The following is a 13,221-nucleotide window of genomic DNA, read 5'->3' on the forward strand; positions in this document are numbered from 1 at the left end:
CCGCCATCAGCCACGTCATCGAAGGAGAAATCGTCGGCGTAGGTACCGGCTCGACTGCCAACTGTTTCATCGACGAACTGGCAGCGATCAGCCACCGGATCCGCGGTGCGGTGGCAAGTTCCGAAGCGACCAGAAGACGGCTGGAGCAACACGGCATCGCGGTCTTCGATCTCAACGAGGTCGAGCAACTGCCCATCTACGTTGACGGAGCCGATGAGATCAATCCGGCAATGCAGATGATCAAGGGGGGAGGCGGCGCACTGACGCGCGAAAAGATCGTCGCTGCCGTCGCCTGCAAGTTCGTCTGCATCGCCGATCAGTCCAAGCTGGTACCGGTCCTGGGCCGCTTCGCCCTGCCGATCGAAGTCATTCCGATGGCGCTCGCCCATGTACAGCGCGAGCTGACGCGTATCGGCGGTGAACCGCTGCTGCGCAAAGGTTTCGTTACCGACAACGGCAACCTGATCATCAACCTGGGGGGGCTTCACATCGTCGACCCACCCACCCTGGAAACGCGCATCAACCAGATCGTCGGCGTGGTCACCAACGGGCTGTTTGCCTGTCGCCCGGCCGATGTCTGCCTGCTTGGCACGAGCAACGGGGTACAGACGCTGACCGCCGATTGAGCCCGCTGGCTCGCCCGGCCTTGCCGGACCGCCGCCGACCGGGGCAGCCGCGAAAGGTGGCGTCAGGCGGCCGGCGGCACGTAGCCCTGTACCCGGTCGGCGCCGCCACCGAAGAAATGCCGCTCCATCTGTTCGGCCAGATACTTGCGGTGTGCGGCATCGGCCAGATTGAGACGGTTCTCGTTGATGATCATGGTCTGCATGCGGATCCACTGCTGCCAGGCCTCCTTGGAGACCGCCTCGAAAACCCGCTTGCCCAACTCGCCCGGGTAGGGCGGAAAGTCAAGACCTTCGGCCTCACGACCGAGCTTGATGCAATTGACCATTCTTGCCATGTAATCAGCTCCTTGCTTGTTCAGGTGAATTTGCCCCGCCGCCGCCATTTGACCACCAGCCGCGCGCTGCCGCTCAAAGTGCCTTCATCAACACGTTCGAGCGGCGTTGCAGGTTGTATACAAGCCGTTTCTCGGCCGGCAGATCCTCGACCTGGCGAACGGTGAAACCGCGCTCCTTGAACCATTGCGAAGTCACCGTCGTCAGCACGAAGAGGCGTTTGACGCCCGAGGCGCGGGCTTGTACCTCGATGCGCTTCATCAGCAGTGTGCCATAGCCCCAGCGGCGATAATGCGGATGAACGGCCAGGCAGGCCAGTTCGGCCTGCTCGTCGCCGTAGGGATAGAGCGCCGCGCAGCCAACGATCACACCATCATGTTCGACGATCGAAAAACGCGTGATTTCCCGCTCGAGCAACTCGCGCGAGCGGCGAACCAGGGTTCCGGCCTCTTCGAGCGGCTCGATCAGCGCCACCAGGCCGCCGATATCGTCGGGGCGCGCATCGCGCAACTGCTCAAGTGATTCACGGGTAATCACCGTGCCGACGCCGTCATGTGTAAACAGCTCGCGCAGCAGCGTACCGTCCTCGTCATAACCGATCAGGTGCACCCGACCGACCCCCGCACGACTGGCGCGCACCGCACAGGGCAGATAACGTCTGAGGTCAGCCGACAACCAGTCCCCGAGACTGACCAGCCGATCGGCCGCGTCTACGGTCAGTTCGTCGAGCAGAGCGCCATCGATGTCGGTGGCACCAGGACTATCGGTCAGAAAGATCAGTTTGTCGGCCAGCAGCGAGGTGGCAACCGCCTCCGCCACCTCCTCCATTGCCAGATTGAAGATCTCGCCGGTGGGACTTGATCCGACACAGGACAGGAGAACAATGTTGCCAAGACCGAGCTGAGCGCGAATCCCCTCGCCGTCGATCTTGCGCACCTGCCCCGAATACTGCAGATCGACGCCATCCACCACACCCACCGGCTTGGCGGTAATGAAGTTGCCGCCAACGACGCGGATCGTACTGTTGGCCATCGGCGTATCGGCGAGGCCCTGCGACAGCAGGGCCTCGATCTCGACGTAGATGCTGCCCACCGCGTCGATGACACAACCGATCGCCTGTGCGTCGGTTATCCGGTAGTTGCCATGATAGACCGACGGTAGCCCCCGCTGACGCAACAGCTTCTCGATCTGCGGTCGGGCGCCGTGCACCAGCACCAGGCGCACGCCAAGGGCAGCCAGCAGGTTGACATCATAGGCCAGCGTACGCGCCAGCTGTCCGGCGATCGCCTTGCCACCGAAGGCGATCAGAAAGGTCTTGCCGCGAAAAAGATTGACGTAGGGCGCAACCGATCGAAACCAGGCAACAAATTGGGCTGGACTCAAATCGCCGGACATCTCACTTGTGGTGGCCATCCTTCTCGCGCGCCTTCTCCGCCTTCGCCTCCCTTGCCGGCGCGGCTTTGGACGGTTTGGTGCGATCAGCCTTCGTCTTCGGAGTGTCCTTGTCGGTTAACCCCGGCGCCTCTGTGGCAGGCGCTTCGTCGGCAGGCGCTTCCTTGGCGGGGGTCGACTCCTCGGTTGCCGCAGCCTTGGACTCTCGTCTGATCACCATCCTCGGCTCCTTGGTCAGATCGATCTTGAGTTCCTTCTCCAGCCGTTCGCAGATCGTTCGCAGGACCTTGACCCGAGAAAAATACTTGTCATTGGACTCGACGATCGTCCACGGTGCCGTTCCGGAACTGGTGCGGTCAATCATGTCGCAGACCGCCTCGTGATATGCCCCGGCCTTCTCCCGGTTTCGCCAGTCTTCCTCGGTGATCTTGTAACGCTTGTGCTCGACCTTGGCGCGCTCCTCGAAGCGCCTCAGTTGCTCTTCGTCGCTGATCTGCAGCCAGAACTTGACAACGATGCCGCCTGCACGCCAGAGGTCGTGCTCGAAATCGTTGATCTCGGAGTAGGCGCGCAACCAGTCGGCCTGGCTGCAAAACCCTTCGACCCGCTCGACGAGCACGCGGCCGTACCACGTCCGGTCGAAAATGGTCACCCGTCCGAGGCGCGGCATGTGCCGCCAGAAACGCCACAGATAGGGCTGCGCACGCTCCTCTTCAGTCGGCGCAGCAATCGGGATGATCTGATACTGCCGGGCGTCCATCGCCGACATCACCCGCCGGATGGCACCGCCCTTGCCTGCCGCATCCGAACCTTCAAAAGCAAGAATCAACGCCCGCTTCTTGAACTCGGGGTGGCGCATCAACTGCGCCAGGCGTCCTTGCCAGGTCGCGAGTTCGGTCTCGTAGTCCTTCTTCGCCAGGCTTTGCGTCATGTCCAGCGCGTTCAGCACATCGAGACTATCGAACCGGGGCGCGAATGGCGGCGCCACCGGCGAAGTCTGTTCTCGCTTGTCGGCCAGCCTCTTCTGAAGTGACTCGAGGATCGTCCTGCCAACCGTCAGGTTCCGATAACGGTCGTCGGTGCCTTCGACAATGATCCAGGGCGCGCAGGGCGTATTGGTCGTGCGCAGCAGATGCCCGGCCACCTCCTGCATCTTGTCGTAGGTCTTCAGCCGGTCCCAACTCGCCTTGGTCACTCGCCAGCGGGTCAACGGATTCGCTTCAATCGATTTCAGGCGCTCACGCTGCGCCTCCTTCGACAAATGTATCCAGAACTTGAGCACCAAGGCGCCCTCGTTGACCAGCATCTCCTCGAAGCGGTTGAGTTCATCCATGCGCTGATCGAAATCGGATCGCGAAAGATCGCCGGCAATGCGTTCAGCGATCGGCCACGAATACCACGAACCTGCGGCAATCCCGATTCGCCCCTTTTTCGGCAACGCGCGCCAGAAACGCCACATCGACGGACGCTCCCGCTCCTCCTGCGTAGGTGCCGAAAAGGTGCGCGTCGACATGTAGCGCGGGTCCATCCACTCGTACAGCGTGTTGATGGTCTCGCCCTTGCCCGACCCGTCGACGCCGCTGATCAGGATGATCACCGGAAAGCTACCGTTTTCCCGCAACTGTTCCTGTGCGTCAAGCAGCGCTGCGCGCAGCTTGGGCTCCTCTTCCTTGAACGTCTCCTTGTCGATCTTGTGTCCCAGTTCTGCCGATTCAAACATCAGTCGTCTCCTCCTTGAAGTCACCCCACAAAACCTGAATTGCGGCCAGGGCCGCCAAGCCAGCCGTTTCGGTGCGCAGGATGCGCGGCCCGAGACGAACCGACAGAAAGCCGGATAAAGCCGCCAACTGGACCTCTTCTACTGCCAGCCCGCCCTCAGCACCGATCAGCAATTCAATGGATTGGTCAACCGGCGGCGCCGACAGGCTGGCCAGCGAGCGGGCCCCCGCGGGCGCCAGCATCAACCGCAGCATCCCATCCCTGGGCACGCGAGCCAGCCAGTCTGCAAGGCGCTCGGGCAGCGTCACTTCCGGCACCCGGTTGCGCCCACACTGCTCACAAGCGGCAACCACCACACTTCGCCAATGTTCCAGCCGGCGCAGGGCGCGCTGCTCATCGAGTTGCAACACACCGCGCTTCGACATCACTGGAACGATGCGCCGGACGCCGAGTTCGACAGCCTTCTGCACCGTCAAATCCATTTTCTCGCCAGCCTGCAGCGCCTGCACCAGGGTGATCGACAGCGGCGACTCACGCTCGACCGCACACCAGCCGAGCACTTCGACGCTTACCCGTGTCCGCTCGGCAGCAACGATCCGCGCAGCATACTCGCCACCGGTGCTGCCGAACAGAGTCATCACATCGCCGCGCCGCAAGCGCAGCACCCTGGTCGCATGATGCGCCACCCGCTCCGGAAGATCGGCACAGGCGCCCACCTCCAGCGGCATGGGGCAATGAAAGCGGGGATGGCTCACCGTGGTATTATAAGAGTTTCGCCGTTTGATGTTCGTTGTTTGGAGGCTCCTCCGGCATGGCGCTCAATACCCCGGTTTGTGACTTTGGCTGGCCAGCCGTCGACTTTGCGCTGGATGATACCACCGGCTCACGCCACAGCTTGTCCACGCTGCGCGGCTCGAATGGCCTGCTGCTGATGTTCATCTGCAACCACTGCCCCTACGTCAAGGCGATCATCGACCGCATCTGCCGCGATGCGCGCGAACTGCAGAAGCTGGGCATTGGCGTCGGCGCCATCATGAGCAACGATGCGGCCGAGTATCCTGAGGATTCCTTCGAAAACATGGCACGCATCGCGCAGCAGCTCGACTTCCCCTTCCCATACCTTCATGACCCGACGCAGGAAGTGGCGCGCAGTTATGGCGCCGTATGTACGCCGGACTTCTTCGGCTTCAACCGCGATCTGCAACTGCAGTATCGCGGGCGGCTCGATTCCAGCGGCCGCACGGCGGCACCGCCCGCAGCGCGTCGCGAGTTGCTCGCGGCGATGTGCATGGTCGCCACGACTGGCCGAGGCCCGCAGGAGCAGACCGCCAGCATCGGCTGCTCGATCAAGTGGCGTCACTGATTGAGCATGCACGAGGCAGACAGCGCACTCAAGCTGATGCTCGACGCCACCGTCGCTCTGGTGCGCGAGGTGGCACAGCGGGAGATCATTCCGCGCTTTCTGCGGGTCAGCCATGGCCAGCGCAAGAATGACGGATCGCTATGCTCGGAAGCCGACCTCGCGGCACAGCAGTTTCTCCTGGGGCGGCTGAGCGAAATCCACCGCTGCCCGATCATCGGCGAGGAAATGTCCCCGGCAGCACAGCGTGCCCGCTGGCAGGATAGCAACGATGACACAGCCGGCCTGTGGTGCATCGACCCGATCGACGGCACGACCAATTTCATCAACGGGCTACCCTGTTTTGCCGTCTCCGTTGCCTGGATCAGCGGGCGACGCGCACGTCTGGCGGTCACCTACAATCCGATCACCGACGAGATGTTCTATGCGCGCGAGGGTAATGGTGCCTACCTGAATGGTCGCCGACTGCCGCTGCGCCAAGTGACTGCCGACATTGGACGCGCGGTCGGCGGCGTCGACTTCAAGCGTATTCCGAAGCAACTGGCCGATCGGATCGCGGTCAGCCCGCCATTCTACTCGCAGCGCAATTTCGGCAGTTCGACCCTCGACTGGTGCAACCTTGCCGCCGGCCGGCTCGATCTCTACCTGCACGGCGGCCAGATGCTCTGGGACTATGCCGCCGGCAGCCTGATCCTGCGCGAGGCGGGCGGACAGATGTGCACTCTGACACACGACGACTACGACCAGGATGATGTCTGGCGCCGCCCGGTGATCGCCGCGTTGCATCCGGAGGTGTTCGCTGCCTGGCGTGACTGGGTTCGCCAGAACACTCCGCCGACCGGTGACTGAATCCGGGCAGCGACGCTCGAGAAAACCAGGCGCAGCCCTTTACCTGCCGTGCACTGCGCGCGGTTGCTCACACCAACACTGCGACCGTGCCTCCGGTACCGGCGCCCGAGACGAGCCACTCCGGCAGTGATGCCGTTCGAGTCGTATCTGCTGGAAGATCGATTCGGAGATGTTGTTGTTCGAGCGCCAATCGGTCACCCACTCGGCATAGGTGAACCGATCCATGTAGTGACCATCGGGTTCGTTGACCAGGCGCCGTGATTCGCTGTGCAGCACCATCGGGTCATCGACCAGATGGCAGCGCCCGCCCTGCAACTCGATTTCTGCGATCTTCTCGGCCGAGGTCGACGCCGGCATGACCACCACAAACGGCAGCCCGAGGAAACGGGCAAAGTACGCTTCGGAAATGGCCGTCGAACCGTTGATGCTTCGACCACCGTACGGCCTCCCCACAGCCAGCCGTTGCACAACGCAGAGAGGAGACAAGAGGTGCGCCAAACGAGGCTTGAGACTGCCGGCCGGATGACTGGACCCGTCCTTGAGACACAGGTCCACCGCCGGAAACGCGGGCAGGTGCAGGGGAATCAGGCGGGTGTCGCTGGAGCGCCGAAAACTCGCTTCGATGCGGCGAATGGCGGTCCGCAACCAGACTCTCTGGCTGCTGCCCGGAGTTTGACTAGTGATCGACAAAGCATAGCTTCACCGGACGCTGTGGGGCGATCAAAACGCCGTGTTTGCCAAAGGAGGTCACGCGGCAGATGTGCTCTGCCTTTTTTTGCGCTAAACTATACCAAATTACTCGGGTATCATGTACAGGAGCTGTGACCAATGGCCATTACAAACGAAGCCGTGCAGGCGGCACTCAAGGATCTGATCGACCACAATACTGGAAAGGATTTCCTTTCGACACGTTCGGCGAGAAACATCAAGGTCAACGGGGCGGACGTTTCGCTGGACATCGAGCTCGGTTATCCGGCGAAAAGCCAGCTCAACGAAATCCGTCACTCGGTGATCGGCAAACTGCGCAGCATTCCGGGCGTTGGCAACATCAGAGTCAATCTCACCGTCAGGATCGTTGCCCACACCGTGCAGCGCGGTCTGAAACCGCTGCCGGGAGTGAAGAACATCATCGCCATCGCGTCGGGCAAAGGCGGGGTCGGCAAGAGCACGACGGCGGTGAATCTGGCACTCGCGCTGGCCCAGGAAGGCGCCTCGGTCGGTCTCCTTGACGCCGACATCTACGGCCCGTCACAACCGCAGATGCTCGGACTGATCGGCCAGAAGCCGGAGTCCACCGACGGCGTGTCAATGGATCCCTTGCTGGCGCATGGATTGCAGGCCATGTCGATCGGATTCATGATCGACGTCGATTCGCCGATGGTCTGGCGTGGCCCGATGGTCACCCAGGCACTCGAGCAACTGCTCAAGCAGACCAACTGGCAGGACGTCGACTACCTGCTGGTCGACATGCCCCCGGGAACCGGAGACACCCAGCTCACCCTGTCACAGAAGGTACCGGTCACCGGTGCGGTGATCGTCACGACACCCCAGGACATCGCCCTGATCGACGCACGCAAGGGCCTCAAGATGTTCGAGAAGGTCGGCATCCCGATCCTCGGTCTGGTCGAGAACATGAGCATTCACATCTGTGCGCACTGCGGTCATGAAGAACACATCTTCGGCCACGGCGGCGGCAGGCAGATGTGCGCCGACTATGGCACCGAGTTTCTCGGAGCGCTGCCGCTGGAACTCTCGATCCGTGAACTGACCGACGCCGGCACACCGACGGTGGTCGGTGCACCGGATTCGCGGGCCGCCGAGATCTACCGGACGATCGCCCGCCGCCTGGCGGTCAAGGTCGCCGAGCGGGCGCGCGACATGAGTGCCAAGTTTCCGAGTATCGTCGTCCAGAATACCTGACCCGCCAGACCGCTCCTCATCACCCGGTGCCCGCGTACCGGATCGGTTTCATCCGTCGCCCGGACACCGTAGAATGACGGCCTTTAGCGTCTCGGCGGTGTTCGGGTAGCCAGCAATGTCAATCAAATCGGATAGGTGGATCCGCCGCATGGTGGAAGAGCACGGCATGATCGAACCCTTCGCAGCCAACCAGGTGCGCGAGGTCGATGGCCGCCGGATCGTCTCTTACGGCACCTCCAGCTATGGCTACGACATTCGCTGCTCGGACGAATTCAAGCTGTTCACCAACCTCAACTCGACGATCGTCGACCCGAAGAACTTCGACCCGAATTCCTTCGTCGAGGTCAAGAACGATTTCTGCATCATCCCGCCGAACTCCTTTGCCTTGGCGCGCACCGTCGAATATTTCCGTATTCCACGCAGTGTCCTGACCATTTGCCTCGGCAAGAGCACCTATGCGCGCTGCGGCATCATCGTCAATGTGACTCCCTTCGAGCCCGAGTGGGAAGGACATGTGACACTCGAATTCTCCAATACGACGCCACTACCGGCAAAGATCTACGCCAACGAGGGCATTGCGCAGGTACTTTTCTTCGAATCGGACGAGGAATGCGAAACATCATACAAGGATCGCGGCGGCAAGTATCAGGGCCAGCGGGGCGTCACTCTGCCCAAGATCTGATTCGCCCGCAAGACCCCTGACAAGAAGCAGAGGCAGCCATGCCGGTCGCCTGTGCGTTGCTGATCAACACGCACTCGTTCCCTCACTCCTGATTAGCCAGCTACTGGATTTCCCATGCACTTCAATTTCCCGGTCATCGTCATCGACAAGGACTACCGTTCGGAGAACACCGGCGGGCTTGGTATCCGCGCGCTGGCCAAGGCGATCGAGAAGAAGGGTTTCGAAGTCTTCGGCGTCACCAGCTATGGCGACCTGACGTCATTTGCCCAGCAGCAAAGCCGCGCCTCGGCTTTCATTCTGTCGATCGACGACGAGGACTTCAGACACGGCCGGTCGGACCAGACGGTGGCCAACCTGCGCGCCTTCGTCAAGGAGATCCGCTGCCGCAATGAGGACATCCCGATCTTCCTTTACGGCGAGACACGCACCTCGCGGCACATCCCGAACGACGTGCTGCGCGAGTTGCACGGCTTCATCCACATGTTCGAGGACACCGCCGAGTTCATCAGCCGCTACGTCATCCGTGAGGCCAAGGCCTATCTGGAGAGTCTGGCGCCCCCGTTCTTCCGGGCGCTGACGCATTATGCCGAGGACGGATCGTACTCCTGGCACTGCCCGGGGCACTCCGGTGGCGTGGCCTTCCTCAAGAGCCCGGTCGGCAGGATGTTCCATCAGTTCTTCGGTGAGAACATGCTGCGTGCCGACGTGTGCAACGCGGTCGAGGAACTTGGCCAATTGCTCGACCACACCGGACCAGTCGCCGCCTCGGAGCGCAACGCGGCCCGCATCTTCAATGCCGACCACCTGTTCTTCGTCACCAACGGCACCTCGACCTCGAACAAGATCGTCTGGCATTCGACTGTCGCACCCGGCGACATCGTCATCGTCGACCGCAACTGCCACAAGTCGGTGCTCCATTCGATCATCATGACCGGCGCCATCCCGGTATTCCTGATGCCAACACGCAACCACTACGGGATCATCGGGCCGATTCCGAAAGAAGAGTTCCGCTGGGAGAACATCCAGAAAAAGATCGCGGCGCACCCGTTCGCGCGCACCGTTCAGGCAAAGCCGCGCGTCCTGACGATCACCCAGAGCACCTACGACGGCATCCTCTACAACGTCGAGGAAATCAAGGAGATGCTCGACGGGGTGATCGATACGCTGCATTTCGACGAGGCCTGGCTGCCACACGCCGCCTTCCACGATTTCTATGGCGATTACCACGCCATCGGCGCCGACCGTCCGCGCTGCAAGGAGTCGATGATCTTCTCGACGCAATCGACCCACAAGCTGCTGGCCGGGCTCTCGCAGGCCTCGCAAATCCTGGTGCAGGAATCCGAAGGGCGAAAACTCGACCGCGACGTTTTCAATGAGGCCTACCTGATGCATACCTCGACCTCGCCGCAATACGCGATCATCGCCTCCTGTGACGTCGCGGCAGCGATGATGGAGGCGCCCGAAGGAACGGCCCTGGTCGACGAATCGATTGCCGAGGCACTCAACTTCCGCAGTACGATGCGCAAGGTCGACAAGGAATGGGGAACCGACTGGTGGTTCAAGGTCTGGGGGCCGGATGACCTGTCCGGCGAAGGCCTCGAAGGGCGTTCGGCATGGATCCTCAGGCCCGGTGAACGCTGGCACGGCTTCGGCATGCTGGCCGAAGGCTTCAACATGCTCGACCCGATCAAGGCGACGATCATCACCCCGGGACTGGACGTAGACGGAGCATTCGCCGACTGGGGCATCCCGGCGGCCATCGTCACCAAATACCTCGCCGAACACGGCATCATCGTTGAAAAGTGCGGCCTTTACTCCTTCTTCATCATGTTCACCATCGGCATCACCAAGGGTCGCTGGAACACGATGGTCACCGAACTGCAGCAGTTCAAGGATGGCTACGACCAGAACCTGCCGCTCTGGAAGGTGATGCCCGAGTTTCTAAGCAAAAACCCGCGTTATGAGAACTACGGGCTGAAGGACCTCTGCCGGCAGATTCACGGCATCTACGCTGCCAACGACGTGGCGCACCTGACGACCCGCATGTACCTTTCGGACATGGAGCCGGCGATGAAGCCGACCGACGCTTTTGCCAGCATGGCGCACCGCGAGATCGACCGGGTACCGATCGACGCTCTCGAGGGCAGGATCACCAGCATCCTGCTCACCCCCTACCCGCCGGGAATCCCGTTGCTGATTCCTGGCGAGCGTTTCAATGCGACGATCGTTCGCTACCTGCAGTTTGCGCGTGATTTCAACGAGCGTTTCCCCGGATTCGAAACCGACGTCCACGGCCTGGTCAAGGCCATCGTCGATGGCAAACCGGTGTACTCGGTGGACTGCGTGCGCTGAATGGATCTGGCAGGGTGTGACCCTCACCGGAAGACGTGCGGACCGAACCCTGTACTGCTCACTCAAGGCGCCGGTTTGGCGATGATCACCGGCGTCTCGGCTGCAACTGCGAAATCCACCGGCCTGCCGGCGTCGGCCGCTGGATCGTCTGAAACTCCTGCCTTGCCCACCCCGTCAACCAGGGGTTCGCTGGCCGTGTCCGCTACCGTTTCGCCGTCCGGGCCGGGGACGACATCCGCCGCCGACACACTGTCAACCAGGCGAACGACCCCGTCCTCACCCATCGCGGTGTCTTCGAACTTGAGCAGGGTGATCCGGTGGTTGTCCATTTCCAGTACCGTCAGTCGGCCACCCAGAACTTCGACCGAATCCCCGACTCGCGGCACACTGCCCAGCTTCTTGTAGAACAGGCCAGCCAGCGTGACGTAGTCGTCGTCCTTCGGGAAGGGGAAATCGAGCAGAAGCTCCAGATCGGAGACGCGCATCGACGCATCGATCTCGTACTGGCTGCCGACCAGCTTTTTCACCCGTCTGGCCTGACGGGTAAATTCATCCTCATAGTCGCCAACGATTTCTTCAAGGATGTCCTCCAGAGTGATGATCCCTTCGGTGCCGCCATACTCATCAATCACCACCGCCATCTGCTGCCGGGTACGCTTGAAGTCCTTGAGCAGATCGCTGAGCAGCTTGCTGTTCGGAACGATGTAGGGCGCCTGCGCGAATTCGCCGACCGGTCGCCGGCTCACCTCCTCAAGAGTACTCCCGCTGCTTTCGGCCATCACGGTCAACAGTTCCTTGATGGCAACGACACCGGTAATCCGGTCCAGGCTTTTGTCGTAAACCGGGAAGCGAGCATGCGGCACATCGCGGAAAACTCGCAGGGCGTCGGCCAGCGTTTCCTCATGCGCCAGCGCCCTGATCTGGGTGCGCGGGATCATCGCCTCGCGCACCGTGTGTTCATCGAGCTTGAATACCCCGCGGATCATCTCGGTTTCCTCGGGAGCCAGTGTCCCGTCCTTCTCGCTTGCCGAGAGGATCATGCGGATCTCCTCGACCGACATCGTGAAATGGCTTTCGCCGTGACCCTCCAGATTGCGTTGTCCGAACATCCAGAGCAGCGCGTTCGACGACATCTTCATGACGTAGATCAGGGGCCGGAAGGTGAGGTACAGCAGGTTGATCGTTCCGCCAACCGCCATGCTCAGTTGCTCGGCCTTGTGAAACGCCAGCACCTTGGGGGCGAGTTCGCCGGCAACCACGTGCAGGAAGGAGATCACGATGAAGGCGAAGACGTACGACACGGTATGCGCTGCCTTGATCAGCGCCGGGCTGTCACCGAACAAGGCGAAAACCGCGACGAAACCGGAGTCGGTGAGATTACTGACCGTCTCCATGCCGACCGCGCCAAGACCGAGCGAGACCAGGGTGATGCCGACCTGGGTGACCGAGTAGAAGCGCTCCGGCTCGTTGTGCAGCATCTCGACCCGGGCCGCCCGCTTGTCGCCATCCTCAGCCAGTTGCCGGATGCGGCTGCGACGAGCCGACGAGATGGCGATCTCGGAGCCGACGAAGAACGCGTTGCCGGCGATAAACACCAGGATCAATACCAGGTTCAAGTAAAGCGTCATGTGTTCCATCGGAATCCCCTCCATGTTCGGCCGAAGCTGAACGATTTCCCTGCCTTCTCTGCCTGTCCAGGCGCGTACCCCAGGGTCGGCAGTTCGGGCCGTTCGCTTCGCATGATTATGTCTGTTGCGTGCCTTTTTCCCCGGCCCGCCTCGTGGAGGCTGAATAATACGCTATTCATGCCCGAATCCTGTGTTCCTACGGCAACGCTGCACAGCCCGGCCGACTGCCGGTACGGCGCAGCGCTGCCGTACCGGCGCCGGTGATGGCCCGCTGCGGTAGAATGCGGGCTTTGTCGCGCTGGGGAAACAGGTGGACGGCATCACGATCGCCCTGTCGAAGGGCCGCATCTTCGAAGAAAC

At 61.6% G+C, this 13,221-nt stretch carries 12 protein-coding genes; 6 read left to right on the forward strand and 6 right to left on the reverse strand.

All coding sequences use genetic code 11. From position 1 onward, the window contains the following. A partial coding sequence (rpiA, locus tag JNK99_RS01280; RefSeq protein ID WP_291847495.1) for a ribose-5-phosphate isomerase RpiA occupies positions 1-626 on the forward strand: 626 nt, incomplete at its 5' end. A 62-nt stretch (positions 627-688) separates the two neighbouring features. On the opposite strand, the gene JNK99_RS01285 is transcribed toward rpiA, so the two are convergent. From JNK99_RS01285 to JNK99_RS01300, 4 genes are all read right to left on the reverse strand, one after another. Continuing rightward, the gene (locus JNK99_RS01285; RefSeq protein ID WP_291847496.1) at positions 689-961 is read right to left on the reverse strand and encodes an oxidative damage protection protein; all 273 of its coding nucleotides are present in this window, start codon (positions 959-961) and stop codon (positions 689-691) included. A 73-nt stretch (positions 962-1,034) separates the two neighbouring features. After that, complete coding sequence (argA, locus tag JNK99_RS01290) at positions 1,035-2,372, reverse strand: amino-acid N-acetyltransferase (protein ID WP_291847497.1); 1,338 nt, start codon at positions 2,370-2,372, stop codon at positions 1,035-1,037. Next, complete coding sequence (gene pap / locus JNK99_RS01295; protein WP_291847499.1) at positions 2,356-4,071, reverse strand: polyphosphate:AMP phosphotransferase; 1,716 nt, start codon at positions 4,069-4,071, stop codon at positions 2,356-2,358. The genes argA and pap overlap by 17 nt, the downstream gene beginning before the upstream one ends. After that, positions 4,064-4,825 carry a 16S rRNA (uracil(1498)-N(3))-methyltransferase gene (locus tag JNK99_RS01300; protein WP_291847501.1) on the reverse strand — a complete coding sequence of 254 codons (762 nt, stop codon included), beginning with the start codon at positions 4,823-4,825 and terminating at the stop codon, positions 4,064-4,066. Before JNK99_RS01300 ends, pap begins: the two co-directional genes overlap by 8 nt. A 56-nt stretch (positions 4,826-4,881) precedes the next feature. On the opposite strand from JNK99_RS01300, the gene JNK99_RS01305 reads away from it, so the two are divergent. Together JNK99_RS01305 and JNK99_RS01310 are read left to right on the forward strand one after the other, a co-directional pair. Beyond that, the gene (locus JNK99_RS01305) at positions 4,882-5,433 is read left to right on the forward strand and encodes a thioredoxin family protein (protein WP_291847503.1); all 552 of its coding nucleotides are present in this window, start codon (positions 4,882-4,884) and stop codon (positions 5,431-5,433) included. A gap of 6 nt (positions 5,434-5,439) precedes the next feature. After that, positions 5,440-6,279 (forward strand): inositol monophosphatase family protein, encoded by an 840-nt coding sequence (locus tag JNK99_RS01310; RefSeq protein ID WP_291847505.1) that lies wholly within the window; start codon positions 5,440-5,442, stop codon positions 6,277-6,279. Positions 6,280-6,318: 39 nt separating this feature from the next. Here the strand turns inward: JNK99_RS01310 and JNK99_RS01315 are convergent, their stop codons facing one another. Beyond that, positions 6,319-6,969, reverse strand: a complete 651-nt coding sequence (locus JNK99_RS01315; protein ID WP_291847507.1) for a pyridoxal-phosphate dependent enzyme — start codon at positions 6,967-6,969, stop codon at positions 6,319-6,321. Positions 6,970-7,107: 138 nt separating this feature from the next. On the opposite strand from JNK99_RS01315, the gene apbC reads away from it, so the two are divergent. The 3 genes from apbC (at position 7,108) to JNK99_RS01330 (ending at position 11,233) form a co-directional block, all read left to right on the forward strand. Next, complete coding sequence (gene apbC / locus JNK99_RS01320) at positions 7,108-8,199, forward strand: iron-sulfur cluster carrier protein ApbC (protein ID WP_291847509.1); 1,092 nt, start codon at positions 7,108-7,110, stop codon at positions 8,197-8,199. A gap of 115 nt (positions 8,200-8,314) precedes the next feature. Continuing rightward, complete coding sequence (gene dcd / locus JNK99_RS01325; RefSeq protein ID WP_291847511.1) at positions 8,315-8,881, forward strand: dCTP deaminase; 567 nt, start codon at positions 8,315-8,317, stop codon at positions 8,879-8,881. Between the two features lie 114 nt (positions 8,882-8,995). Next, complete coding sequence (locus JNK99_RS01330) at positions 8,996-11,233, forward strand: arginine/lysine/ornithine decarboxylase (RefSeq protein ID WP_291847513.1); 2,238 nt, start codon at positions 8,996-8,998, stop codon at positions 11,231-11,233. A 62-nt stretch (positions 11,234-11,295) separates the two neighbouring features. Here the strand turns inward: JNK99_RS01330 and JNK99_RS01335 are convergent, their stop codons facing one another. After that, a complete protein-coding gene (locus JNK99_RS01335; protein ID WP_291847515.1) occupies positions 11,296-12,870 on the reverse strand; it encodes a hemolysin family protein in 1,575 nt (524 codons plus the stop codon). Positions 12,871-13,221: the final 351 nt, after the last annotated feature.

The sequence above is a fragment of the Accumulibacter sp. genome, from assembly GCF_016789985.1.
In the GTDB taxonomy this organism is placed as follows: domain Bacteria; phylum Pseudomonadota; class Gammaproteobacteria; order Burkholderiales; family Rhodocyclaceae; genus Accumulibacter.

What these genes read in the sequence shown, in the direction of transcription:
- pap (WP_291847499.1), bottom strand. Translation starts at nt 4,071, where the DNA reads ATGTTTGAATCGGCAGAACTGGGACACAAGATCGACAAGGAGACGTTC.
- JNK99_RS01330 (WP_291847513.1), top strand. Translation starts at nt 8,996, where the DNA reads ATGCACTTCAATTTCCCGGTCATCGTCATCGACAAGGACTACCGTTCG.
- JNK99_RS01285 (WP_291847496.1), bottom strand. Translation starts at nt 961, where the DNA reads ATGGCAAGAATGGTCAATTGCATCAAGCTCGGTCGTGAGGCCGAAGGT.
- argA (WP_291847497.1), bottom strand. Translation starts at nt 2,372, where the DNA reads ATGGCCACCACAAGTGAGATGTCCGGCGATTTGAGTCCAGCCCAATTT.
- dcd (WP_291847511.1), top strand. Translation starts at nt 8,315, where the DNA reads ATGTCAATCAAATCGGATAGGTGGATCCGCCGCATGGTGGAAGAGCAC.
- JNK99_RS01310 (WP_291847505.1), top strand. Translation starts at nt 5,440, where the DNA reads ATGCACGAGGCAGACAGCGCACTCAAGCTGATGCTCGACGCCACCGTC.
- apbC (WP_291847509.1), top strand. Translation starts at nt 7,108, where the DNA reads ATGGCCATTACAAACGAAGCCGTGCAGGCGGCACTCAAGGATCTGATC.
- JNK99_RS01305 (WP_291847503.1), top strand. Translation starts at nt 4,882, where the DNA reads ATGGCGCTCAATACCCCGGTTTGTGACTTTGGCTGGCCAGCCGTCGAC.
- JNK99_RS01335 (WP_291847515.1), bottom strand. Translation starts at nt 12,870, where the DNA reads ATGGAACACATGACGCTTTACTTGAACCTGGTATTGATCCTGGTGTTT.